This is a genomic window from Pseudomonas germanica (assembly GCF_019614655.1).
GTDB lineage: Bacteria > Pseudomonadota > Gammaproteobacteria > Pseudomonadales > Pseudomonadaceae > Aquipseudomonas > Aquipseudomonas neuropathica.
This window is the reverse complement of record NZ_CP071586.1, coordinates 3,644,186-3,668,759: the sequence shown is the minus strand read 5'-3', so window position 1 is coordinate 3,668,759 and position 24,574 is coordinate 3,644,186. Positions and strand designations below refer to the sequence as shown.

At 60.8% G+C, this 24,574-nt stretch carries 20 protein-coding genes and 1 tRNA gene; 13 read left to right on the top strand and 8 right to left on the bottom strand.

Going from position 1 to position 24,574, the window contains the following annotated elements; genetic code table 11:
- Positions 1–271: 271 nt before the first annotated feature.
- From fdnG to J0G10_RS16365, 7 genes are all read left to right on the top strand, one after another.
- Positions 272–3,337 carry a formate dehydrogenase-N subunit alpha gene (gene fdnG / locus J0G10_RS16395; protein WP_139213394.1) on the top strand — a complete coding sequence of 1,022 codons (3,066 nt, stop codon included), beginning with the start codon at positions 272–274 and terminating at the stop codon, positions 3,335–3,337.
- Positions 3,338–4,273, top strand: a complete 936-nt coding sequence (gene fdxH / locus J0G10_RS16390; RefSeq protein ID WP_093431371.1) for a formate dehydrogenase subunit beta — start codon at positions 3,338–3,340, stop codon at positions 4,271–4,273.
- A complete protein-coding gene (locus tag J0G10_RS16385; RefSeq protein ID WP_095049065.1) occupies positions 4,270–4,935 on the top strand; it encodes a formate dehydrogenase subunit gamma in 666 nt (221 codons plus the stop codon). The genes fdxH and J0G10_RS16385 overlap by 4 nt, the downstream gene beginning before the upstream one ends.
- Positions 4,936–4,938: 3 nt before the next feature.
- The gene (gene fdhE / locus J0G10_RS16380; RefSeq protein ID WP_220556239.1) at positions 4,939–5,865 is read left to right on the top strand and encodes a formate dehydrogenase accessory protein FdhE; all 927 of its coding nucleotides are present in this window, start codon (positions 4,939–4,941) and stop codon (positions 5,863–5,865) included.
- Positions 5,866–5,925: 60 nt separating this feature from the next.
- Positions 5,926–7,329, top strand: a complete 1,404-nt coding sequence (gene selA / locus J0G10_RS16375) for an L-seryl-tRNA(Sec) selenium transferase (protein ID WP_220558873.1) — start codon at positions 5,926–5,928, stop codon at positions 7,327–7,329.
- Positions 7,326–9,242, top strand: coding sequence for a selenocysteine-specific translation elongation factor (selB, locus tag J0G10_RS16370; protein ID WP_220558872.1), 1,917 nt, complete (start codon positions 7,326–7,328; stop codon positions 9,240–9,242). Before selA ends, selB begins: the two co-directional genes overlap by 4 nt.
- Positions 9,243–9,248: 6 nt before the next feature.
- Positions 9,249–9,344 (top strand) — tRNA-Sec (locus J0G10_RS16365).
- 156 nt (positions 9,345–9,500) lie between these two features.
- On the opposite strand, the gene J0G10_RS16360 is transcribed toward J0G10_RS16365, so the two are convergent.
- The 5 genes from J0G10_RS16360 to J0G10_RS16340 form a co-directional block, all read right to left on the bottom strand.
- Positions 9,501–9,860 (bottom strand): DUF6124 family protein, encoded by a 360-nt coding sequence (locus J0G10_RS16360; protein ID WP_220556238.1) that lies wholly within the window; start codon positions 9,858–9,860, stop codon positions 9,501–9,503.
- A 619-nt stretch (positions 9,861–10,479) separates the two neighbouring features.
- Positions 10,480–10,839, bottom strand: coding sequence for a DUF6124 family protein (locus J0G10_RS16355; protein ID WP_095049060.1), 360 nt, complete (start codon positions 10,837–10,839; stop codon positions 10,480–10,482).
- Positions 10,840–11,418: 579 nt separating this feature from the next.
- A complete protein-coding gene (locus J0G10_RS16350) occupies positions 11,419–12,714 on the bottom strand; it encodes an OprD family porin (RefSeq protein WP_220556237.1) in 1,296 nt (431 codons plus the stop codon).
- Positions 12,715–13,048: 334 nt separating this feature from the next.
- Positions 13,049–14,752, bottom strand: a complete 1,704-nt coding sequence (locus J0G10_RS16345; RefSeq protein ID WP_220556236.1) for an amidase — start codon at positions 14,750–14,752, stop codon at positions 13,049–13,051.
- Positions 14,753–15,064: 312 nt separating this feature from the next.
- Complete coding sequence (locus tag J0G10_RS16340; protein WP_220556235.1) at positions 15,065–16,447, bottom strand: aspartate aminotransferase family protein; 1,383 nt, start codon at positions 16,445–16,447, stop codon at positions 15,065–15,067.
- Between the two features lie 157 nt (positions 16,448–16,604).
- Here J0G10_RS16340 and J0G10_RS16335 point away from each other — a divergent pair, with 157 nt between their 5' ends.
- The 4 genes from J0G10_RS16335 (at position 16,605) to J0G10_RS16320 (ending at position 19,903) form a co-directional block, all read left to right on the top strand.
- Positions 16,605–17,210: a TetR/AcrR family transcriptional regulator gene (locus J0G10_RS16335; protein WP_095049055.1), complete on the top strand. Its 606-nt coding sequence runs from the start codon at positions 16,605–16,607 to the stop codon at positions 17,208–17,210.
- A gap of 73 nt (positions 17,211–17,283) precedes the next feature.
- Positions 17,284–18,399 carry an AI-2E family transporter gene (locus tag J0G10_RS16330; RefSeq protein ID WP_095126038.1) on the top strand — a complete coding sequence of 372 codons (1,116 nt, stop codon included), beginning with the start codon at positions 17,284–17,286 and terminating at the stop codon, positions 18,397–18,399.
- Between the two features lie 108 nt (positions 18,400–18,507).
- The gene (locus tag J0G10_RS16325; RefSeq protein WP_220556234.1) at positions 18,508–19,296 is read left to right on the top strand and encodes a DUF2092 domain-containing protein; all 789 of its coding nucleotides are present in this window, start codon (positions 18,508–18,510) and stop codon (positions 19,294–19,296) included.
- A gap of 1 nt (position 19,297) precedes the next feature.
- The gene (locus tag J0G10_RS16320) at positions 19,298–19,903 is read left to right on the top strand and encodes a hypothetical protein (protein ID WP_220556233.1); all 606 of its coding nucleotides are present in this window, start codon (positions 19,298–19,300) and stop codon (positions 19,901–19,903) included.
- Here J0G10_RS16320 and J0G10_RS16315 read toward each other — a convergent pair whose 3' ends face one another.
- A complete protein-coding gene (locus J0G10_RS16315) occupies positions 19,904–20,497 on the bottom strand; it encodes a DUF502 domain-containing protein (RefSeq protein ID WP_095126035.1) in 594 nt (197 codons plus the stop codon). It abuts the gene before it with no gap.
- A gap of 124 nt (positions 20,498–20,621) precedes the next feature.
- Here J0G10_RS16315 and J0G10_RS16310 point away from each other — a divergent pair, with 124 nt between their 5' ends.
- The gene (locus J0G10_RS16310; RefSeq protein WP_095049050.1) at positions 20,622–21,266 is read left to right on the top strand and encodes a nucleotidyltransferase domain-containing protein; all 645 of its coding nucleotides are present in this window, start codon (positions 20,622–20,624) and stop codon (positions 21,264–21,266) included.
- On the opposite strand, the gene J0G10_RS16305 is transcribed toward J0G10_RS16310, so the two are convergent.
- Entirely contained in the window at positions 21,240–21,902 is a 663-nt protein-coding gene (locus J0G10_RS16305) for an NADPH-dependent F420 reductase (RefSeq protein ID WP_220556232.1), read from the bottom strand. The genes J0G10_RS16310 and J0G10_RS16305 overlap by 27 nt on opposite strands.
- A 99-nt stretch (positions 21,903–22,001) precedes the next feature.
- Here J0G10_RS16305 and J0G10_RS16300 point away from each other — a divergent pair, with 99 nt between their 5' ends.
- Positions 22,002–22,889, top strand: a complete 888-nt coding sequence (locus J0G10_RS16300; protein ID WP_095049048.1) for a LysR family transcriptional regulator — start codon at positions 22,002–22,004, stop codon at positions 22,887–22,889.
- A 31-nt stretch (positions 22,890–22,920) separates the two neighbouring features.
- On the opposite strand, the gene proP is transcribed toward J0G10_RS16300, so the two are convergent.
- Complete coding sequence (gene proP / locus J0G10_RS16295; RefSeq protein WP_093431427.1) at positions 22,921–24,423, bottom strand: glycine betaine/L-proline transporter ProP; 1,503 nt, start codon at positions 24,421–24,423, stop codon at positions 22,921–22,923.
- Between the last annotated feature and the right edge of the window lie 151 nt (positions 24,424–24,574).

Genomic DNA, 24,574 nt, shown 5'->3' with positions numbered 1-24,574 from the left:
ACACTCAAACCCTGTGGGAGCTGGCTTGCCAGCGATAGCGGTGGGTCAGTCACCATCATTGTTGGAGGAGCCGACGTCATCGCTGGCAAGCCAGCTCCCACAGGGTTTGCGGTTGTTAGTAGGAGTGCCGACAAACGGCCGACGGTCGGTTTTCACACAGATCGTGTGGTCATTGTCTACAGTGAAAAAGTCGGCAGACGTTTGCCGCAACCGTGATTGTCCAGATAAAACCCGGCACCAGTACCGGGTTCCACCTGATCAGGAGTGCACGATGGATCTCAGCCGTCGTCAGTTCTTCAAGGTCGCCGGTATCGGCCTTGCAGGCTCTAGCCTGGGCGCGTTGGGCATGGCCCCGACGCCAGCCTTCGCCGAGCAGGTGCGCCACTTCAAGCTTGCCCACACCCATGAAACCCGCAACACCTGCCCGTATTGCTCGGTCGGTTGCGGGTTGATCATGTACAGCCAGGGCGATGCCGCGAAGAATGTCGCGCAAAGCATCATTCACATTGAGGGCGACGCCGACCACCCGGTCAATCGCGGCACCCTCTGCCCGAAAGGCGCAGGCCTTCTCGACTTCATTCACAGCCCCGGTCGTTTGCTCTACCCGCAAACACGCAAGCCCGGCAGCAGTGAATGGACGCGAATCAGTTGGGACGAAGCGCTTGATCGCATCGTCGACCTGATGAAAGCCGACCGCGATGCCAATTTCATCGAGAAGAATGCCAACGGGCAAACGGTGAATCGCTGGCTGAGCACAGGGTTTCTCGCCGCATCGGCGGCGTCCAACGAAGCCGGCTACATCACCCAGAAGGTGATTCGCAGTCTTGGCATGCTGGGGTTCGATAACCAGGCGCGTGTCTGACACGGCCCGACGGTGGCAAGTCTTGCCCCGACGTACGGCCGTGGTGCCATGACCAATACCTGGACCGATATCGCCAACGCGAATCTGATCCTGGTGATGGGCGGGAACGCAGCAGAAGCGCATCCGTGCGGCTTCAAATGGGTGACCGAGGCCAAGGCGCACAACGCTGCGCGGCTGATCGTGGTTGATCCGCGTTTTACCCGGACCGCGTCCGTGGCCGACTATTACGCGCCGATCCGCACCGGCACCGACATCGCCTTCATGGGCGGGTTGATCAATTACCTGCTGACCGAGGACAAGATCCAGCACGAATACGTGCGCAACTACACCGACATGTCGTTCATCGTCAGAGCAGGCTACGGCTTCGAAGACGGGATCTTCAGCGGCTACGACGCGGAGAAACGCAGCTACACCGACAAATCCGGCTGGGGTTACGAGATGGGCGACGACGGTTTCGTCAGAGTCGACCCGACCCTGCAAGACCCGCGCTGCGTCTATCAACTGATGAAGCAGCATTACAGCCGCTACACCATCGACCTCGCCAGCCAGATCTGCGGCATGCCGGTCGATGCCATGCAGAAAATCTGGGAAGAGATCGCCACCTGCTCGACACCGGGCAAGACCATGACGATTCTCTACGCCCTCGGCTGGACGCAGCACTCGATCGGCGCGCAGATCATTCGCAGCGCGGCGATGGTGCAATTGCTGCTGGGCAACGTCGGCATGCCCGGCGGCGGTGTGAACGCCTTGCGCGGTCACTCGAACATTCAGGGCTTGACCGACCTTGGCTTGCTCTCCAATGCGCTACCGGGCTACCTGACCCTTGGCAGCGACACCGAGCAGGATTACGCCCAGTTCATCCACAAACGCACGCAAGTCCCGCTGCGGCCGGGGCAATTGTCCTATTGGCAGAACTACAGCAAATTCCACGTCAGCCTGATGAAGTCGTGGTACGGCGCAAACGCCACTGCCGAGAACAATTGGTGCTACGACCATTTGCCGAAGCTCGACATCCCCAACTACGACGTCCTGAAGATGTTCGACTTGATGAGCCAGGGCAAGGTCAACGGCTACTTCTGTCAGGGCTTCAACCCGATCGCCGCGCTGCCGGACAAGAACCGCGTGATGGGCGCCTTGGCCAAGCTGAAATGGCTGGTGGTGATGGATCCGCTGGCCACCGAAACTTCGGAGTTCTGGCACAACGTCGGACCGTACAACGATGTGAAAAGCGCGGAGATCCAGACCGAAGTCATTCGCCTGCCCACCACCTGTTTTGCCGAAGAGGACGGCTCACTGGTCAACAGCAGTCGCTGGCTGCAATGGCACTGGAAAGGCGCCGATGGCCCGGGCGAAGCGCAGACCGACATTCGCATCATGAGCGAGCTGTTCCTGCGCCTGCGCAAGCGCTATCAGGCCGAGGGCGGCAAATTCCCTGATCCGCTGCTGAAACTGACGTGGCCGTACAAGATCCCCGACGAGCCTTCGCCGGAAGAGTTGGCCAAGGAAATCAACGGCAGTGCCGTGGCCGATTTCACCGATGCCACCGGCGTCGCGGTCAAGGCCGGCTCACAACTGGCAGGTTTCGGCTTGCTCAAGGATGACGGCAGCACCGCGTCTGGTTGCTGGATCTTCGCCGGCAGCTGGACCGAGGCCGGTAACCAGATGGCCCGCCGCGACAACGCCGATCCGTACGGCATGCATCAGCATCTCGGCTGGGCGTGGGCCTGGCCGGCCAACCGGCGGATTCTCTACAACCGCGCTTCGGCGGACGTCGCCGGCAAACCGTGGGACCCGAAAAAACGTCTGGTGTGGTGGAACGGCAAGGCCTGGGGCGGCACCGACGTGCCGGACTACAAGGCCGACGTGCCGCCGGAAGCCGGGATGAACCCGTTCATCATGAACCCCGAAGGCGTCGCGCGGTTCTTCGCCGTCGACAAGATGAACGAGGGGCCATTCCCTGAGCACTACGAGCCGTTCGAAACGCCGATCGGCATCAACCCGCTGCACCCGCAAAACAAGAAAGCCACCAGCAACCCGGCGGCGCGGATCTTCGATTCGGTCTGGGAAACCCTCGGCGAGGCCAAGGACTTCCCGTACGCCGGCACCAGTTACCGGCTCACCGAGCATTTCCACTTCTGGAGCAAGCATTGCAAGTTGAACGCGATTGCCCAGCCTGAGCAGTTCGTCGAAATCGGTGAAGTGCTGGCGAAAGAGAAGGGAATCGCTGCCGGTGATCGTGTGCGCGTCAGTTGCAAGCGCGGGTTTATCGAAGCGGTGGCGGTGGTGACGAAAAGGATTCGGCCGCTGCAGGTCAACGGCCAAGTCGTGCATCAGATCGGCATCCCGCTGCATTGGGGGTTCACCGGCCTGACGCGTCACGGTTACCTGACCAACACCCTGGTGCCGTTCCTCGGCGATGGCAATACACAGACCCCGGAATCCAAGTCATTCCTGGTCAACGTGGAGAAACTGTAAATGGCCAGCCAAGACATTATTGCCCGCTCGGCCACCACCACGGTGCCGCCATCGGTGAGGAATCAGGAAGCGGTAGCGAAGCTGATCGACACCACCAAATGCATCGGCTGCAAAGCCTGCCAGGTCGCCTGCTCGGAATGGAACGAACTGCGCGACGAGGTCGGCCACAACCACGGCACCTACGACAACCCGCAAGACCTGAGCGCGGAAACCTGGACGTTGATGCGCTTTACCGAGCACGAAACCGACGCCGGCAACCTCGAATGGCTGATCCGCAAGGACGGCTGCATGCACTGCGCCGAACCCGGTTGCCTGGCGGCGTGCCCGAGTCCCGGGGCGATCATCAAGCATGCCAATGGCATCGTCGATTTCGATCAGGATCACTGCATCGGTTGCGGTTATTGCATCACCGGTTGCCCGTTCAACATTCCGCGCATTTCGCAGAAGGATCACAAGGCCTACAAGTGCACCTTGTGTTCGGATCGCGTGGCGGTAGGGCTGGAACCGGCCTGTGTGAAAACCTGCCCGACCGGCGCCATCGTCTTCGGCACCAAGGAAGACATGAAGGAACACGCCGCCGAGCGCATCGTCGACCTGAAAAGCCGTGGCTTTGAAAACGCCGGTCTGTATGACCCGGCAGGTGTTGGCGGCACGCACGTGATGTACGTGCTGCACCACGCCGACACGCCGAAAATCTATGCTGGTTTACCGCAAGATCCGGCAATCAGTCCGTTGGTGGGCCTGTGGAAAGGCATCAGCAAACCCTTGGGCCTGCTGGCCATGGGTGCGGCGGTGCTGGCCGGGTTCTTCCATTACGTGCGCATCGGCCCGAATCGCGTCGAAGAAGATGAACATCCGACGCCGCCCGACACCTCGGTGCATGTCGTCGATCCGGCGGTGCACACCTTCGATCCACGCGGGGAGGACCGGCCATGAGCAACAAGACGATCCTGCGTTACACCGCCAACCAGCGCACCAATCACTGGCTGGTGGCGATCCTGTTTTTCATGGCCGGGTTGTCCGGGCTGGCTTTGTTTCACCCTTCGCTGTTCTGGCTGAGCAACCTGTTTGGCGGCGGGCCGTGGACGCGGATTCTGCATCCGTACATGGGCATCGCCATGTTCGTGTTTTTCCTCGGTCTGGTGCTGAGTTTCTGGCGCGCGAACTTCTTTATCAGCAACGACGGCAAGTGGATGCGCCGCATTGATCGCGTGCTGGTCAATGACGAAGAAAGCGTGCCACCGGTAGGCAAATACAACGCCGGGCAGAAGTTGCTGTTCTGGACTTTACTCCTGTGCATGCTGGGTTTGCTGTTCACCGGACTGGTGATCTGGCGCGCCTGGTTCAGTGCGTATTTCGGCATCACCGTGATTCGCTGGGCAATGCTGCTGCATGCGCTGGCCGGGTTCATTCTGGTGCTGAGCATCATCATTCACATCTACGCCGGGCTGTGGATCAAGGGTTCGGTGGACGCGATGATGCATGGCTGGGTCAGCCGCGCCTGGGCGAAGAAACACCATGAACTCTGGTATCGCGAGATCACCCGCGATGAGCGCCAACCGGACGTGCCGGAGCGACCGATCACCAAAAAGGGCTGACTTTTGCCAACCATTCTTGAACCTGGGGAAATCGAAGCGGCGGCGAGTTCGCCGCCGTTTCTGCATCTGCCGCCTTCGAACCTGTTTGCGCTGCGGGCTGATCGACTGGAACAACTGGCCGAGGGGCATGCGCTGGCAGAGTATCTGCGACTGATTGCCGGATTGTGCCGGGTGCAGCAGCAGGTGTTTGATGATCCGCCGCTGACGGCGCCGTTCGATCAGCAGCGGATCGAGGCTTGTCAGCAGCATGGTTTGCCGCCGTTCGCGGCTGATACCTTGGTGCGCGAAGAGGGCTGGCAGGCTTATCTCGAAGCTTTGCTGCAGCGTTATGAACCTGATGAACAGCCCGCCGTCATTGAGGCGGTGACAACGTTGCGGGTCGCCAGTCCCGGTCAGTTACGTGCATGGGCCGTGGCGTTGGTCAGTGGCCAATACTCAATGGTGCCGGCGCAACTGGTGCCGTTTCTTGGCGCAGCGCTGCAAGTGGCCTGGAGTCACTGGCTGCTCAGCGCGGCGAATCTGCAACTGAAACCCGGCGACAGCCTCAGCCAATGCCCGGCGTGCGGTTCACCGGCGATGGCCGGGGTGATCCGCCATCGCGGCAAACACAACGGTTTGCGTTATCTGGTCTGCTCGCTGTGCGCCTGCGAATGGCATGTGGTGCGGGTCAAGTGCGTGTATTGCGAGTCGAGCAAGGGTCTGGATTATCTGAGCCTTGAGGACGATCGCCATGCTGCCAATCAGGCGCCGCTTAGGGCGGAAGTCTGTCCGGGCTGCAACAGCTATCTGAAACTGGTGTATCTGGAGAACGATGCCGATGCCGAGGCGTTGTCGGCGGATCTCGGCAGTTTGCTGCTCGATATGCGTCTGGCTCAGGATGGTTTTCAGCGGCTGGCACCGAATCTGTTGCTCGCACCGGGAGACGAATGACCTCAAGGTCTACACTCTTGTTTTTCACTGCGGGGCGCAGTGAACTGTCTCCAGGAGTGACTGATGTCCCTGCGGTTACCTTCCATTGATGGTGTGTTGCGTCATCCGGCCTGTGTGCCTTTGCTTGAGCGTCATGGGCGTGAATCACTGCTGGCGGGTTTGCGCCAGTTGCTCGATGAACTGCGCCCCGGTGTGTTGAACGGGCAATTGTCAGCCGTCGAAATCAGCCCTGAAGTGCTCGCTGGCCGCGTCAGTGAACGCCTGCTCCAGAAACAACGCAGCCACGTGCGCCGGGTCTTCAACCTCACCGGCACGGTGCTGCACACCAACCTTGGTCGCGCCTTGTTGCCCGAAGAAGCCATCGACGCGGTGCAAATGGCCGCGCGTTATCCGCTCAATCTGGAGTTCGATCTGGCCAGCGGCAAACGCGGTGATCGCGATGACCTGATCGAAGGCCTGATCCGCGAACTGACCGGCGCCGAGGCCGTTACCGTGGTCAACAACAATGCCGCCGCCGTGCTGCTGACGCTCAACAGTCTGGGCGCGCGCAAGGAAGGCATTATTTCCCGTGGCGAGCTGATCGAGATCGGCGGCGCCTTCCGCATCCCCGACATCATGGCCCGCGCCGGCGTGCGCCTGCATGAGGTCGGCACGACCAATCGCACCCATGCCCGCGACTATGAAGCGGCGATCAACCCGCGCAGCGGTTTGATCATGCGTGTGCACGCGAGCAATTACAGCATCGAAGGGTTTACCGCTCGCGTGCCGACTGCGGAATTGGCCGAGTTGGCCCATCGGCATGGTTTGCCGTTGCTGGAAGATCTGGGCAGCGGCAGCCTGTTGGATCTGACCCGTTGGGGATTGCCGGCGGAACCGACTGTGCGGCAGGCGCTGCTGGATGGCGCGGATATCGTCACCTTCAGCGGCGACAAGTTGCTCGGCGGCCCTCAGGCCGGGTTGATCGTCGGGCGCAAAGAGCTGATCGCGAAGATCAAGAAGAACCCGTTGAAACGTGCGCTGCGGGTGGACAAGTTGACCCTGGCGGCACTGGAGGCGGTGCTCGGGTTGTATCGCGATCCCGATCGCCTGGCCGAACGTCTGCCGAGCTTGCGTCTGCTCACCCGGCCGCAGGCAGATATCTTTGCGCAGGCCTCACGCTTGAAGCCCTTGATGGCTGAAATCTTGGGATCGGTTTGGCAGGTTAGCGCAGTCAAGGCCTTGGGCATGATCGGCAGCGGCAGCCAACCGGTGGCGCGTTTGCCGAGCGCGGCGTTGTGTATGCGCCCGCAAGTCTCCAAGCGTTTGCGCGGGCGTTGCCTGCTGAATCTGGAAGCGGCGTTGCGTGCCTTGCCGATCCCCGTGCTTGGGCGGATTGACGACGATGCCCTGTGGCTGGATCTGCGTCAGCTCGACGATGAGCCGGCGTGGCTCGCGCAATTGCCGCAGTTGCAGGTCGACCCGTGATCGTCGGCACGGCAGGGCACATCGACCACGGCAAGACTTCGCTGTTACAAGCGCTGACCGGACAAACCGGCGACCGCCGCCCGCAGGAACGTGCACGCGGCATGACCATCGACCTCGGTTATCTCTACGCTGAACTGGAACCCGGCGCGGGGCTGACCGGGTTTATCGACGTGCCCGGTCACGAGAAATTCACCCACAACATGCTCGCCGGTGCGCAGGGCATCGATCTGGTCTTGCTGGTGATCGCCGCAGACGATGGCGTGATGCCGCAGACCCGCGAGCATCTGGCAATTGTCGAATTGCTCGGCATCCCGCGCGCCGTGGTGGCGATCAGCAAATGCGACCGGGTCGAGGCGGGCAGGGTGGAGGAGGTTCAGCGGCAGGTGCTGGATTTGCTTGAGGCCGGGCCGTTTGCCGAAGCGCCGATCGTGCTTGTGTCGAGCGTGACCGGGCACGGCGTTGATGAACTGCGCGAGACGTTATTGCAGACGCAACGTGAAGTACTGGAGCGCAGCCGCGAAGGTGGTTTTCGCCTGGCCATCGACCGCGCGTTCAGCGTCGCCGGTGCGGGGATTGTGGTTACCGGGACGGCGTTGTCGGGCACAGTTGCCGTCGGCGACAAGCTCACCCTCGGGCCATCCGGAAAATCGGTCAGGGTTCGCGGCTTGCATGCACAGAATCAACCCGCCGAACTTGCTGTTGCCGGCCAGCGGGTGGCGTTGAACCTGACCGGCGAACGCCTCGAACTTGCGCAGATCCATCGCGGCCAGTGGCTGCTCAGCGAATGGCTGCACGCGCCAACACAACGGGTCGACTTCGACTTTAAACTGCTGCCCGGCGATCGCACGTTCGAACACTTTCACCCGGTACATGTGCACCTCGGTACGCAGGACGTCATCGCTAGGGTGGCTTTACTTGAAGGCCCGCGGCTGAGTCCCGGCGAGCGCATGTTCGCGCAACTGCTGATCAATGCGCCGGTGCATGCGGTGAAGGGCGATCGCCTGATCCTGCGCGACCAGAGCGCGCAACGCACCTTGGGTGGCGGTCAGGTCCTCGACCCGTTCGCCCCGGCGCGACAACGGCGCAGCCCTGAACGTCTGGAGCAACTACGCACCTTGGCCTCCGGCGGCGAACTCGAACACGTCTTGCCCGTGCTGCTCAACTACAGCGCCGGCGGCCTCGATCCGCAAAGGCTGGAGCGCCAGTTCAATCGCCCGCGCGCGTCGTGGTCGTTAGCGAAAAACGTCCGCCTGATCGACACCCGCCAAGGCCCGGTGCTGTTCAACGTGCAACGCTGGGCGCAGTTGAAATTCACCCTGCTGGAACAACTCACACAGTTTCATGAACAGGAGCCCGACCAGATGGGCCCCGACCGCGATCGCCTGCGCCGCTTCAGTGGTCTGATGCTGGAGCGTCCGACGTTCGTGAGTTTGCTGGATGAATTGCTGGCGGCCGGCTCGATTCAGGCGAGCGGCCCATGGCTGCATTTGCCGGATCATCAGGTGCGCCTGAATGCCGAGGATGAAAGTCTCTGGCAGGCATTACAGCCGCTGTTCGAAAACGCTGGATTTGACCCGCCGTGGGTACGCGACATCGCGAAAATGCTCGGTCAGGACGATGCCGTCGTACGCCTGCTGCTACGCAAACTGGCGCGTTTGGGTTTGATGCATCAAGTCGTACGCGATCTGTTTTTGAGTGACGCGCAACTGCGTCAAATGGCCGACGTGTTGTTAAAACTGGCCAAGGAAAATCCGCAGATCCAGGTGACAACCTTCCGCGATGCGCTAGGCTTGGGACGCAAACGCTGTATTCAGTACCTCGAATATTTCGACCGCGTCGGCCTGACCCGACGCCTCGGCGAATCCCGCCAGATCCGCCCCGACAACGCGCTGGCCAACGCCTGCGCACAATGAGTTCAAGGAAGGCAATCGCGCCCGGTGGCGCGGCCGGGCTTCAAACCCGGTTGGGGACGGCATCCGTTCCCGGGCAGGTTCGACTCCGGCTGCCTTCCGCCAGTTTCCAACAAGCCAAAGAACGGCTGCCGTAGATTGATCGTTCCCACGCTCCGCGTGGGAATGCAGCCCGGGACGCTCTGCGTCCCATCCAGAGCCGAACGCGGAGCGTCCGTTGAGGCATTCCCACGCAGAGCGTGGGAGCGATCTGTATCCCCGCTACTGCGGCAACTCCAGATTATCCATCACCCGATTCACCGCTAGCTCCCCGAGCATGATCAATTGCGCGATGCCCAACAGCGTCCGTCGCTGCGACGCGGGTACGAGATGGGCGAAGTCATGGGCGATGGTTCTGGCTGAGGCGAGTGTTTCGCTGGCATCGGCCAGCAGTTCTTCGTTTTTGAAGTCGGCGGTCACGGCGTACATCCGGCGGGTTTTCCGTGGCGGCGGGGTGGAACCGGGTGGGCAGAGGTAGTGATCGAGCGCGCGTTCGGCGGCGTCGTTGAGCTTTCTTGAATCGAGGGATTCGTAGGGGGAAGCGAGGTCAGTTTCGGGCGGGTTGGGTGTTGGTTTTATCATGGTGAAGCTCCTTGAGATGTGGAGCCGTCATTCCATCGCTGCTAAACGGATAGGGTGGCGGCTGTACGCGGGTTAGCAGACCAGGCTCAAGGATCCCGGCGCACCGAAGTGCCCCACGCAAAGCCGCCATAACGTAATGGCGATACTCGCGTGCCTTGAAATTTGCCGAGCTGCTAAACCCGATCGCTGATTCGTCAGCGACGGCACCACAATAGAACCCGCCCCCAAGGCGCACAAGCCGGCGGATTCTGGCGTAGCTGTAGGCAATGGCGCAAGAATTTGTAGCCTTGAAGGCGTGTCTGGAGGTGTCTTTTAAACACTGAAGTTTAAAAGACGAAAAGTCGGGCAAAGGTCTGGGGGCAAACGGGGTTTGTCCCTGATACCTGATAACGCGTTCCGCCAGTTTGCCAAAAGCAAAAGATCGCAGCCTTCGGCAGCTCCGACACCGATCTATGTAGGAGCTGCCGAAGGCTGCGATCTTTTGATCTTGCCGGTGTTGATCGTTCCCACGCTCTGCGTGGGAATGTAGCCCGGAACGCTCTGCGTCCCATCCAGAGCCGAACGCGGAGCGTCCGTTGAGGCATTCCCACCCAGAGCGTGGGAACGATCTGTACCCGAACTAATTCGGCAATTCCAGATTATCCATCACCCGATTCACCGCGAGTTCGCCGAGCATGATCAGTTGCGCGATCCCCAACAGCGTTCTGCGTTGCGATGCCGGTATGAGGTGGGCGAAATCATGGGCGATGGTTCTGGCGGAGGCGAGGGTTTCGCTGGCGTCGGCCAGCAACTCCTCGTTTTTGAAATCTGCGTTAACGGCGTACATCCGGCGGGTTTTACGTGGTGGTGGGGTGGAGCCAGGTGGGCAGAGGTAATGATCGAGGGCGCGTTCGGCGGCGTCGTTGAGTTTTTTGGAATCGAGGGATTCGTAGGGGGACGCGAGGTCTGTTTCGGGTGGGTTGGGTGTTGGTTTTATCATGGTGAAGCTCCTTGATTGCTGGAGCCGCCACATTTCGCTGCGAAACGAAGAGAGGTGGCAGCTGTACGCAGGTTCGCAGACCGGGAATCAAGGAACCCGGCATACCCGAAGGTATCCCGCGCACAGCCGCCATGAAGCATCATTGCCATTAATCTTGATGGCAATGCACTGGAGCGCTGTGCGCCTTGATTGATCCGGGCTGCGAAACCCGACCGCTGATTCGTCAGCGACCGCACCACAATAGAACCCGCCCCCAAGGCGCACAAGCCGGCGGATTCTGGCGTAGCTGTAGGCAATGGCGCAAGAATTTGTAGCCTGAAAGGCGTGTCTGAAGGTGTCTTTTAAACGCCTGAGTTTAAAAGGCGATTTGCGCTGACTTCACTGGCCCCTTCGCGAGCAAGCTCGCTCCCACAGGTTCGGCGGTGTAAACACAGCCTGGTGATCGCCGCAGAAACCTGTAGGAGTGAGCCTGCTCGCGATAACGGTGTATCAGTCAGCATGAATGTTGCTGAAAAGACGCTATCGCGAGCAGGCTCACTCCTACAGGGGAAAGTGTTTCAATTCGGGATGGGCGGTGGGTTAGAAACCCAGTGGGTACTGGATCACCACGTAGATACGGTCAATGTCATCACCGGCCTGCGCCTCGTTGGCCCGGTGTGAAACATGCGACACCTGCACCGACAGATCCTTCGCCGCGCCCGATTGCACGACGTATTTCAAATCGATATCGCGCTCCCAGTGTTTGCCGCCGTCACCTTGCTGCGGCTGGTAACTGCCGCTGTCAGGATCGAACGGGTTGTACGCGCCACCCTTGGGCGCGTGGGTGCCGTCGATGTGGCTACCGGAAACATAGCGGGTCATGAACTTCAGGCCGGGGATGCCGAAGGCGCCGAGGTCGAGGTCGTAGCGCGCTTGCCAGGAGCGTTCGTTGGCGCCGTTGAAATCGGCGTATTTGATCGAGTTGGCGAGGTAGATCGAGTCGCCGCCGACGAAATCGAACGGTGTGTCGCCATTGATCTTTTGCCAGCCGAGCATCACCGCGTGCGGGCCGAAGGCGTATTTGCCGGAGAGGCTGAACGCGGTGTTGTCGATGGCGCCGGCCAGCGCTCGGCCGGTGTCGCGGGTGTGGTAGAGGTTGGCGTCGAGCAGCACGCCGGACTGCTTGAAGTGCAGATTGCCGTAGTACTGATGCCAGGTGTCGCTCAGGTCGGAGGCATACAGCGCGCCGCCCACTGGGCTGTCGGTGAACAGATCGGCGCCGAGAAAACTGATCGCGCCGGCCTCGGTATTGGCGCCGTAGCCGTAGAAATCGCCTTTGCCGGATGAGCTGTCCTGGTTCTTGAAAGCGGTGAAATGCCCGGCCATCAGGTTGATGTGGTCGAACTCGGCGCTGTTGAGCAGGAAGCCTGTGGCGTACTCCGGTTGCAAGCGTTTGTCGGAGGTGTCGAACACCGGGGTTTCGACGGTCATTTCACCGAAGGCGAGGGTGGTGCGCGAGGCTTTCAGCTTGAGCGCACCGCCTGCGCTGGAGTAATCGTTTTCGCTGCGGCCATCGCTGTCGACCGGCAGCAGACCGGTCCCGGAATGGCCTCTGCCACCGTCGAGTTTCAGCCCGGCGAAGGCGTGGGCATCGATGCCGAAACCGACCGTTCCGGCGGTGAAACCGGATGAGAAAGTGCCGATAAGGCCTTGAGCCCATTCTTGTTTGTAGTTTTTGCCGGACGGTGAGGGGGAGCGATAGTCGTTGCTCAAGTAGAAGTTACGGGTGAGCACTTCGCTTTTGGCATCGTCGAAAAAGCCGCTGGCTTGGGCGGTTGAGTTCAGACCGCAGAGCAGCGCGAGGAGGGTGAGGCGTGAAGAGGCGCGGTCGATCATGGTCGGTGGCCAGCGGCAATTAAGATGGCTGGGATGATCGCGGGAATGTAGGGCAGGGGATTGAGCGGATGTGCTCAATGAACGGCATCACACAACCCCCTGTAGGAGTGAGCCTGCTCGCGATAGCGGTGTGTCAGTCTCGATAAATTTAACTGACAGACCGCCATCGCGAGCAGGCTCACTCCTACAGGGTTTTGGGTTGAATGAGGGTTTTGTGGCGGGAGCGGAAATCTGTGGGAGCTGGCTTGCCAGCGATGGCAGTGTGTCAGCCAAGTTTATCCAAGCTGACACATCGCTATCGCGAGCAGGCTCACTCCTACAGTTTTAACCGCGTTTACGCCAGCGGCGGCGTGCGTGGCGGGATCTGGCGTTTGCTGCCGGTTGATTCAAACGCGGCGGCGAAACGCAGCAGGTTCGAGTCGTCGTAGGCGCGGCCGGCGAAGGTTAAGCCCACCGGCATGCCGATGTCGGCCATCACGCCCATCGGCACGGTGACGGTCGGCACGCCGAGGTGACGGATCGCCAGGTTGCCGTTGGCCACCCAAATGCCATTGCTCCAGGCGATGTCAGCCGACTCCGGGTTGACGTCCGCGTCCGCCGGGCCGACGTCGGCAACAGTCGGGAACAGCACGGCGTCGAGGCCAAGCGTGTCCATCCAGTCTTCGAGGTCGATGCGTCGGGTTTGCTCCAGGCCGCGCAGGCCGTCAGGCACGGTGCTGATTTCATTCCACGGGGTGATGCCACGCTCGGCCATGCGCACGTACTCATCCATGCCGGCAGCCAGATCGCCTTCACGGTTGGGCAGGGTGCCCGGGTCGTGCGGGAAGATTTTCGGCCCGTCGACGTCGACCAGACGATTGAGTTTCGGATCGCCGTTGGCTTGCAGGAAGTCGTCGAACGCCCACGCGGTCAGGTCCCACAGTTCATGGTGCAGGAACTCTTTGGAGACCAGCCCCCGAGTGAACACGGTTGGCGCGCCGGGGCGATCGCCTTCGCAGTTGGAGACCAGCGGGAAATCGGTTTCGATGACTTCGGCACCGGCCGCTTCGAGGGCCTGACGCGCTTGCTTCCACAAGTCGATCACCGAGGCGCGGGTGTTGATGCGTTGGCCGGTCGGGCCTCCGATGCCCGGGGCTTCGCTGGTACCGGCCTCGGGGTCGGCATTGATAAACATGCGCGGCACGGCGAAACGCTTGCCGGCCAGCGCTTGGCTGTTGGCGGCCAGATCGGCGTAGGCGGCGGGGCGCACTTCGCTGACGCTCGGGATCGGCACCCACGGTTGCAGACGCCAGAGGTCGCCACGGGTGTCCGGGTCTTCGGCGACGACGATGTCGAGGACTTCGAGCAGGTCGGCCATGGTGCGTGCGTAAGGCACGACGACGTCCATGGTCGGCGTCAACGGCCAGTTGCCACGCACCGAAATCACGCCGCGCGACGGGGTGTAGGCGCACAAGCCGTTGTTCGACGCCGGGCCACGCCCGCTCGACCAGGTTTCTTCAGCCAGACCAAACGCGGCAAAACTCGCGGCAGTGGCGGTACCGGCACCGTTCGACGAACCGGAGGCAAACGGCGCGGTGAGGTAATTGGCGTTGTAAGGACTTTCGGCGCGACCGTAGACGCCACGTTGCATGCCGCCATTGGCCATCGGCGGCATGTTGGTTTTGCCCAGGCAAATCGCCCCGGCCGCGCGCAGACGTTCAATGGTGAAGGCGTCGCGATAAGCGACCAGATCGGCGAAGGCCGGGCTGCCGGACGCTGCCGTGAGGCCTTTGACCAGATAGCTGTCTTTGGCGGTGTAGGGGATGCCGTCGAGCGGGCCGAGGGTTTTGCCTTCGGCACGACGGGCATCGGACGCCCGGGCTTCATTCAACGCTTCAGGGTTACGCACGACCACGGCATTCAGCGCCGTTGGGGTGTCGGCGCCATCGTAGGCATCGATGCGTGCGAGATATGCCTGTACCAGTTCGACTGCGGTGGTTTGGCCGGACTCGAGCGCGGCGCGCAGTTGGGCAATGGAAACTTCGGTGACTTCGATCATGCGCTCACCGCTGTTTGAATTTGGGTGTTTTTCCTGGAGTGGGTGTTCATATCGGTTCTCGTTGCACAGCTATAAGCGACAAGGTTAAGACTGGCGCCTATTTAACACCAAGCGGCGCATGGAGTAATCGGCGGGATTGATCTCCAACCGATTTTCCCTTTCAGGCTTACACCATTCCCTGTGGGAGCTGGCTTGCCAGCGATGGGGCCAGCCCATTCGATAATGATGTGTCTGAACTATCGCCCTCGCTGGCAAGCCAGCTCCCACAGGGATTTTATGGTGTTCACAGACGGCAGGTATGACCGCAGTCGATCACAGCACCCCGTACTCCCGCGCCGTCCGATCCACCGCAATCCGCGTCTTGTCGATCAACTCATCCAGCTCCGTGCGCGTGGCGACCAGCGCCGGGGCCATGATCATCCGTCCCAATGTCGAGCGAATGATCAATCCCTCCTCAAAGCCAATCGTGCGGCAACGCCAGGCGATGTCGTTTTCATTGGCAAAGCGCTTGCGGCTGGCCTTGTCCTCAGCAAACTGCAACGCCGCCACCAAACCAACGCCCTGAATCTCACCCACCAAAGGGTGATTGCCAAACACTTCGCGCAGGCAATTCTGCAGATACGGCCCGGTGTCGGTTTTCACCTGGGTGACCACACCTTCATCACGCAACGCCTTGAGGTTGGCAATCGCCACCGCGGCCGCGACCGGGTGCCCGGAATAGGTCAGGCCGTGGGCAAATACGCCACCTTTCTCGACCAATGCTTCAGCCATGCGCCGCGACAGAATCAAGCCACCCATAGGGATGTAACCCGAGGTCAGGCCCTTGGCGATCGATAATGTGTCGGGCTCAAAACCAAATGCCTGATGGGCGAACCATTCACCGGTGCGACCAAAACCACCAATCACTTCATCCGCACACAACAACACATCGTATTTACGGCAAATACGCTGGATTTCCGGCCAGTACGTCGCCGGCGGAATGATCATCCCACCCGCACCCTGAAACGGTTCTGCGACGAACGCGGCGACCTTGTCGGCGCCTAGCTCTAGAATCTTGTCTTCCAGTTGCCGCGCCGCTTGCAGGCCGAATGCTTCCGGGCTGAGGTTGCCTTCGTGAGCGAACCAGTACGGCTCATCAATGTGCGCGACATCGGGAATGGTCCCGCCCATCTCATGCATGAATTTCATCCCGCCCAACGCCGTCGCGGCCAGGGTCGAGCCGTGGTAGCCGTTCCAGCGGCCGATCATGATTTTCTTCTCGGGCTGGCCCATCACCTGCCAGAACTTGCGCACGGTGCGGATCAGCACTTCGTTGGCTTCGGAGCCGGAGTTGGTGTAGATCGCGTGGCTGTAGTGCTTGGGCAACAGACTGAAGAGCAGTTCGGACAGCTCGATCACCGCGGGGTGAGTGGTGTGGAAGAACATGTTGTAGTAGGGCAGTTGTTCCAGCTGTGCGGTCGCGGCGGCCGCGAGATCCTTGCGCCCATAGCCGAGGTTGGTGCACCACAGGCCGGACATGCCATCCAGATAACGCTTGCCGTCGTTATCCCACAACGCCAGCCGATCACCGCTGACCATCACCCGCGGACCTTCCTCGTTGAGCGCCTTCTGATCGACGAACGCGTGGATGTGGTGAGCGGCGTCAGAGGCTTGGTAATCGCGGGTACTGCGGGTCGAATCGAGTTCGGCGGACATGGCGGATCTCCAGAGCAAAGGGCAAGTGAGTGAGCTCGTTGCAGCGCTGCACGGAGAAAGTTTTGTCATCTAAAAATATTTTTGTAAAGAAAATATTTGTCGGTGAAAAAAGATCTCCGTAGGCTGAGGGCCATTGGCAAGGATCATCAGAGGCAACATGAGCGGACTCAGAGAACGGCAGAAGGAACAGCGCCGGCAGGTGATTGCCGAGGCGGCGCTCGAGTTGTTCAAGCGCAACGGTTTTGCGGCTACCACGCTGGACCAGATCGCCGTGCAGGCGGGGGTTTCCGCCCCCACCGTGGTCAACTATTTCGGCGGCAAGCAGGAGATTCTGCTGGCCTTGCTCAAGCAACCCGACGAGCAAGCCATGCGCGAGGCGCGGGCGAATCTCGACGATGCCAGTGATCCGCTGGAAGCGCTGTGCGAGTTCGAAGGGCTGATGACCGATTACCAGCTACAAGCGATGCCGGCTTCGTTATGGCGAGAATTGGCGCCGTTCCTGCTGACCGGTGAGTTGGCTGAGGCGATGAGCCCGTGGAATGCCGCCGTGATCGAAGAGACCAAAGCGCTGCTTCTGCATTTTCAGCAGGCCGGCAAAGTGCGCGAATTGATCGATCTCGACGTGGTGGCGACGCTGTTCAACCAATACGCAAACATGGCGTTCATTCGCCTCGCCACGCAGGAGGTGCCGGATCGCCCCGCGCACGCCTTGCACATGCGCGGGGTTCTGAATCTGTTGTGTCACGGCATGCTGGAGCGCTAAGGCTAAAAGACGATGAGCTGGAAGTGGACTAGGCTCACAGCGGTTCAACGCTGGCCCAATCAGGAGAGCCGACATGGAAGACAAACCGCTGATAACGTTTCAGAGTTCCAGAGCATTGCTCGACGTGCTCATTCGAGCCGGCCTGATCACCGTTCTGGTGCTGTTCTGCTACGACATTTTCCATCCGTTTCTCAATGTCATGCTTTGGGCGCTGATCCTGGCCGTCACGCTGTATCCGCTGAATCAGGCTCTGGGCGCCAAACTCGGTAATCGCTACGGTTGGGCGGCAATCATTCTGGTGCTGCTGGGCCTGGTGATTCTGATGCTGCCGTTGAGCCTGCTGGGTGCTTCGATCGCCGATTCGATCAAGGGCAGCATGCACACGTTCGAAGCGGGGCAGTTCGAGATACCGCCGCCACCGGCCAGTGTTGAAGGCTGGCCGTTGATTGGCGCGCCGCTTTACGGCATCTGGATGCATGCGTCACAGGATCTGAGCTGGGTGTTTCAGGAACTGGCGCCACACCTCAAGGACTGGAGCAAAGTGGTGTTGCATCAAGCCGCCGGCGTCGGCGCAGGCATCGTGGTGTTTGTGATTGCCTTGATCGTTGCCGGGTTGATCATGCACCACGGCGAGCGCGGCCACCGCACAGCGGTTGCAGTCACCACACGTATTTCCGGGCCGGTGCGCGGCCCGCAGATTGCCCAACTGTGCACGGCAACCATCCGCGCCGTGGCACAGGGTGTGGTCGGCATCGCCTTTATTCAGATGCTGCTGGTCGGCGTGGCACTGGTGGTCATGGGCGTACCGGCGGCCGGTGTTCTCGCCTTGATGGTGCTGCTGCTGGGCATCACCCAATTGCCGGTGTTGCTGATCACGCTGCCCATCGTGATTTATGTCTTCGCCGTGGACGGGGTCAGCGCCGGCACGATTATCTTTGCGGTGTGGATGGCGATTGCCGGGCTTGCCGACAACGTGCTCAAGCCGATGCTGCTGGGACGCGGCGTCGCGGTGCCGATGCCAGTAGTCCTGATCGGCGCGCTAGGGGGCATGGTCACCAGCGGCATTATTGGTTTGTTCACCGGGCCGGTGATTCTGGCGGTTGGCTATGAATTGTTCATCGGCTGGGTCTATCAACCGGCCGATATCACCGAGCTTCTGGAGAGCCAGCGCAAAGAAAATCTACCGTGACACTCATCCCTCTCGCTGACGCATTGGCGTACACCTTAGCGGACGTCTAGGCTGGTCAGTCAGTCGCCCTTCGGGCGCAACGCCCACGCAGGGACAGGAGCGGAACCGATGAAAGCCCCAGCCAGTATTGTCTGCCTGATGTTCACACTGGTTCTCGCGCCGGGAGTCCGCGCCGAAGACCCGCCGGCGGCGCCCCCTCACGCGGCCACCGATGATGCGCCGTTGATCAACCCGCAAGTGGTCGACAAGCTCATCGATATGGGCGATTACCTGCGCAGCCTGCCGAAATTCCAGGTCGACGCCCAAGTCTCGCGCGACACGGTTCTGGAGTCCGGGCAGAAGATCAAGACCGAGTCCGCCAACACCCTGAAAGTGGTCGGCCATGATCGCCTGTATGCGAAAAGCGAAGGCGATGTGCGCACCCGCGAGTTTTTCTATAACGGCAAAAAACTCACCCAGTATTCGCCATACCTGAAGTACTACACCACCGTCGACGCCCCGGCCACGGTGGCGGAAACCCTGCACAAGGTCGAAAACTTCTACGGTGTGCAGGTACCGATGGAGGACCTGTTTCTGTTCGGCAGTGATCAGGCGCAGATCGATGCCTTGAAAGCCGCGTTGTACGTGGGCCCGTCGGTCATCAGAGGCCAGCTCTGCGACCATTTGGCGTTTCGCCAAGAGGGCATCGACTGGCAATTGTGGCTGACCCGCTCCGACAAACCCTTGCCGTGCAAGCTGGTGATCACCACCACCGACGATAAGAGCTTCCCCGAGTACAGCGCGGTGTATCAGTGGAACCTCAAGCCGACCATTCCGGACACGCAGTTCACCTTCAAACCGGGCAAAGGCGATGTGGCGATTGCGTTCAAACAAGCCAGCGATCAGGGAGGGCAGTGACATGAACAAGTCGATGACGTGGAGTTTGTTGTTGTCGCTGGCCGCCGCCACGCTGCTGACCGCCGGTTATGTCGCCGAAGCCGATGCCCGGGGGCAACGCGCCCAGGGGCATGCCCGCGCCAACGTCAACCGCGCGCCGGCGCCGAATGCGCAACGGGCGCAGCGGATCAATGCGCCGCAGCGCACCAACAATGTCAGTGCCGGTAACCGGGTCAATTCGGGCAATCGGGTCAATTCGGGTAACCGGGTCAATGCCGGCAACAACGTTGGTAACCGTACGAACGTCAACAACGGCAACCGAAACGTCAACAACGGCAACCGAAACGTCAACATCGACAACAGCCGCGATGTCGATATTGATGTCGACGGCCATGGCCGTTATGGCTACGACGATCACTACCATCCGGTGGCGGCCGCAGTGGCGGTAACGGCAACCGTCGCGGCCACTGCGGCGGTGGTAGGGGCAATCTTTACCCCGGCGCAAATGCCCAGCAGTTGCGTGCAGGTGATTCAGTACAACGTCGCCTACATGCAATGCGGCTCGACCTGGTACCAGCCGCAGTATCAGGGCAGTGATGTGACGTATGTGGTGGTCAATGCGCCTTGATCAGGCTTTCGGCACCCACGCTTGCATCTGCGCCAACATGCCACGGCCGCCTCGGCGTAACCCGGTAGCCAGGGTCAGCCACGACAGCTCAGTAACGATGACGTGTGCGGCAGGCACCAGTCGCACTTCACCGGCAGTGCTGCCCGCCGGGCCACCGTCGGGCATGAAAATCGTCAGCCAGTCATCCACGCTCTCAACGATCAGGCACAGGCGAAAGCCTTCGCCCTCGGCAATCAGGCCGACCTTGGAACCGTCCTCGTTTTCCAGCCCGGCAAACCGCGCCGTGGTGTCCTTGAACAACTGGTAACCGGGCAGGTTGCTGAGCAGCTTGTTTTCCGTGGCCTCCAGCGCCCGCGCCGCCGCAGACGTGCGTGCCAGCAGCCCGGCGAGAAAACACAGGACGATCAGGCCCAGCAACGTCGCCACACTCACCAGCGTCACGCCCGCCACGTCATAGCCTTTGAACATCGGCAACAACTTCTCCATCGGCCCGCGCAGCAGGTGGATGGCTTTTTCGATCAGCACGACAATCAGCACCAGCGGCAGGATGAACAGCAGCCCGCCGATCACGGTGGTCTTGATGAACTTGAACATGACGGCTCCTTGAATGACGTGCGATCCGTTTCAAGGCTAGCTGATAAAAATCTTGAGCCGGGTGGTGAAAGCGGTTCGAATGGCGCACTCCCGTTATACATCAATAGAACAACGAGCCTGAGACATGACGACAGCCCGGCCGCTGGTGCCCGATCAAGAGCAATGGCAACCCTGGACACCTGACGAATTGGCCCGACGTCTGAGCGCGGTAAACTACCCGTGGTGTGTGGTCGGCGGCTGGGCGCTGGACTTGTGGCACGGGCGGCAAACCCGGACTCACAATGATCTGGAGTTCACGGTGTTGCGGGCGGATTTTGCGTGTTTTCGTCAGGCGCTGAGCGATCTCGACTTCTACGCGGTGAAGGACGGTACGTTCCAGGTTTTGTCAGCGATTTGCTTGCCCGCCGCAGACATTTTTCAGGTCTGGGGATACGACCGCGCCGCACAGGCCTGGCGCGTGGATGTGATGATCGAACCAGGCACGCCGGACACCTGGGTTTATAAACGCGATCCGTCGATTGTCTGTTCACGCGCCGACATGGTGATGCGCAGCACGGCCGGCATTCCGTATCTGCGACCTGCTGCCGTTCTCTTGTTCAAAGCCAAGCACACGCGCGCCAAAGACCGCAGCGATTTCGCCATGGCTTTACCGCGGATGTCGGTGCAGGAACGCGTGTGGCTGGTTCGACATTTGACGCTGTTGCACCCGGAGCACGACTGGCTGGACGCTGTTCAGGCTTTATCAGCGCCGCCAACTGCCCAAGGGTAACTCGACCTCGCGCTCGGCAGCAGCCAGGGCTATCTCCAGCCCGGACTTGTCCAGCGGCGCGCAGTAAGCCGGTTTCGCCCGCTCGAATCGCCAGCTCTCATCGAGGCCTCCGGCGTCGACCGCATCGAAGCCGAGTTCGTCCAGCAAACCCACGACCAACGCCTTGGCGTCAGCGTCATCTGCGGCGACGGGCAGGGCGCGCCGCTCGCTGGAGCCGTGCGGGCGGGCATCGGTGAGCAAGTCCGCGGCGAGGATGGCATTGAACACCTTGACCACGGTGGCGCCCTGCAGATGCTCGGCGAGCAAACGGCTGGTGGTGGTCTGGAAGGTGTCGAGTACGGCGATGTGTCCGTCGCGATCGGGGTAATAGTTGTTGGCGTCGAGCACGATTTTCCCTTCGAACCAGGCTGACGGCAGGCTCGGGATGTGTTCGTAGGGGATGGCCAGCAACACCACGTCGGCAAACTGTGTGGCCTGTTCGGCCGTGCCGATCTGGCAGCCGGTGATGCCGGCGAGCACGCTGCTCATGGTCTTCGGGCCGCGTGAGTTACTGAGCATTACTTCGTGCCCGGCGGCGAGGGCGATTTGCGCGACGGCGCGCCCAATGAATCCGGCTCCAACGATTCCAATTCGCATGGTGTGTTCCTCTGTCAGGTGGGGAGCCACTATGATGATTCATGACCAGATGCAGATAAATTGCACTCTGTTACTTACTTTCGCTAACAGGAGTTTCGAATGGATCGGCTGACCAGCATGGCGGCTTTCGTGATGGCGGCCGAAGCGGGCTCCTACGCCAGTGCCGCGCAACGCCTCGACATGTCGGCGCAAATGGTTGCCAAACACGTGGCCGCCCTTGAACAGCGGCTGGGTGCGCGGTTGCTCAATCGCACCACGCGCCGGCAGAGCCTGACCGAACTGGGCCAGGCCTACTACGAGCGCTGCAAGCACATCGTCACTGAGGCAGAGACCGCTGATTCGCTGGCGCAAATCATGAATGACACGCCGCGCGGCAAGCTCAGGATCAGCGCGCCGGTAACCTTCGGTTCGTACAGCCTGATGCCGTTCATGACCGCGTTCTTGCGCGAATTCCCTGAAGTGGAAATTGATCTGCACCTGACAGACCGTGCGGTGGATCTGGTGGAGGAGGGGTTTGAGGTGGCTTTCCGGATCGGCCCGTTGGCCACGGCTAGCCTCACCGCCAGGCCCTTGGCCGCGTATCGCTTGATTGTCTGCGCGGCGCCACGCTATCTGGCAGAACACGGCACGCCGCAAGTGCCCGCCGATCTGCAACAACATGAGTGCCTGGGTTATGCCTATTGGTCACGGCCTGCCGATCACGAGTGGTCGTTTTTCAACGGTGCGCAGGTCGAGCGCGTGCCGGTGAGCAGTCGCTTGCACGTCAACGAGAGCAAGGCGTTGTTGTCAGCGGCGGTGGATGGTTTCGGGATTGTGCTGGGGCCTGCCGACTTTCTTGAAGCGGCATTGCGCAGAGGCGAGTTGGTGAGGTTGTTGGAGGGGTTTGAGGCGCCGAGCAGAGCGATGCATCTGCTGTACACGGCGCATCGGCAGAAGACCGCGAAAGTGCGCCAGTTCATCGATGCCGCGGTCAGCCGATTTGGCTGACCGGGCGATTTGGATGAGTGAATAAAACGACTCAGTTAATTCGCGGATGCTGCTGCACCAGTTCCTTGCGCTTGGCTTCCAGCGCGGCGATTTCGGCGTCGATGTCTTCGATCTTCTGCTCGATGTTGTCGTGGTGCTCTTGCAGCAGTTCCTTGGCTTCCTCGAGGTCCGAGGCTGCCGGCGCGGCACCGCGCAATGGCTTGTTCGCGGTTTCCTTCATGGTCACCCCGGTGGCCAGACCGATCACGGCGATGACCATCAGGTAATACGCCGGCATGTACAGATTATTGGTGCTCTCGACCAGCCACGCGACCACGGTCGGAGTCAGGCCGGCAATCAATACCGAGACGTTGAAAGCTGCCGCCAGCGCGCTGTAGCGAATGTGCGTGGGAAACATTGCCGGCAGGGTGGAGGCCATGACACCGATAAAGAAGTTCAGCAGCACGGCCAGCATCAGCAGGCCGGCGAAGATCAAACCGATCTTGCCGCTGTTGATCAGCATGAACGCCGGAATCGCCAGAATGAACAAACCGATGCTGCCAACCACGATGAAAGGCTTGCGGCCGATCTTGTCGCTGATGAAGCCAATCGCCGGTTGTACGAAGAGCATGCCGACCATGATCGCGATGATGATCAACACGCCACGGTTTTCGCTGTAGTGCAGATTGTGCGAGAGGTAACTCGGCATATAGGTGAGCAGCATGTAGTAGGTGACGTTGGTCACCGCCACCACGCCGATGCAGGTCATCAGGCTGCGCCAGTGTTTGGTCGCGACCTCTTTGAACGAGACTTTCGGCCCACCGGCGAGGCCTTCGCGATCGCCTTGCTCAAGCTTTTCGACGTGCTGCTGGAACGCCGGGGTTTCTTCCAGGGCGTGACGTAAGTAGAGGCCGATCATGCCCAGCGGCAAGGCGAGGAAGAACGGCAGACGCCAGCCCCATTCCTCGAACTTCGCTTCGCCGAGCGTAGTGGAAATCAACACCACCACGCCGGCACCGAGGACGAAACCGGCAATCGAGCCGAAATCCAGCCAACTGCCGAGGAAGCCACGCTTGCGGTCCGGCGCGTATTCGGCGACGAAGATCGACGCACCGGTGTATTCACCGCCCACTGAGAAGCCTTGGGCCATTTTCGCCAGCAACAGCAGGATCGGCGCCCAGATGCCAATCGAGGCATAGGAGGGGATGAGGCCAATGGCGAAGGTGCTCAGCGACATGATCACGATGGTCGCGGCGAGGACTTTCTGTCGCCCGTACTTGTCGCCCAAGGCGCCGAAGAACAAGCCGCCCAGCGGCCGGATCAGGAAGGGCACCGAGAACGTCGCCAGCGCGGCGATCATCTGGGTGCCGGGGTCGGCGCCGGGGAAGAACACTTTGCCGAGCACATAGGCGACGAAGCCGTAGACACCAAAGTCGAACCATTCCATGGCATTGCCCAGGGCGGCAGCGGTAATCGCTTTGCGCATCTTGGCGTCGTCGACAATGGTGATGTCGTTCAGGCCGATCGGCTTGACGGTTTTCTTGCGTGATTTCATCCGGGTCTTCTCTTTGCTGATCCATCGTGCCGCGTAGATGCCATCTTTTTGATGGCGCGTACTCTTTGGCTCAGATACATGAGGACACGAAATAATTCACTGCTCGGCGCTTTTTTTCCTTGCACACCTGTGTAGGAGCTGCCGAAGGCTG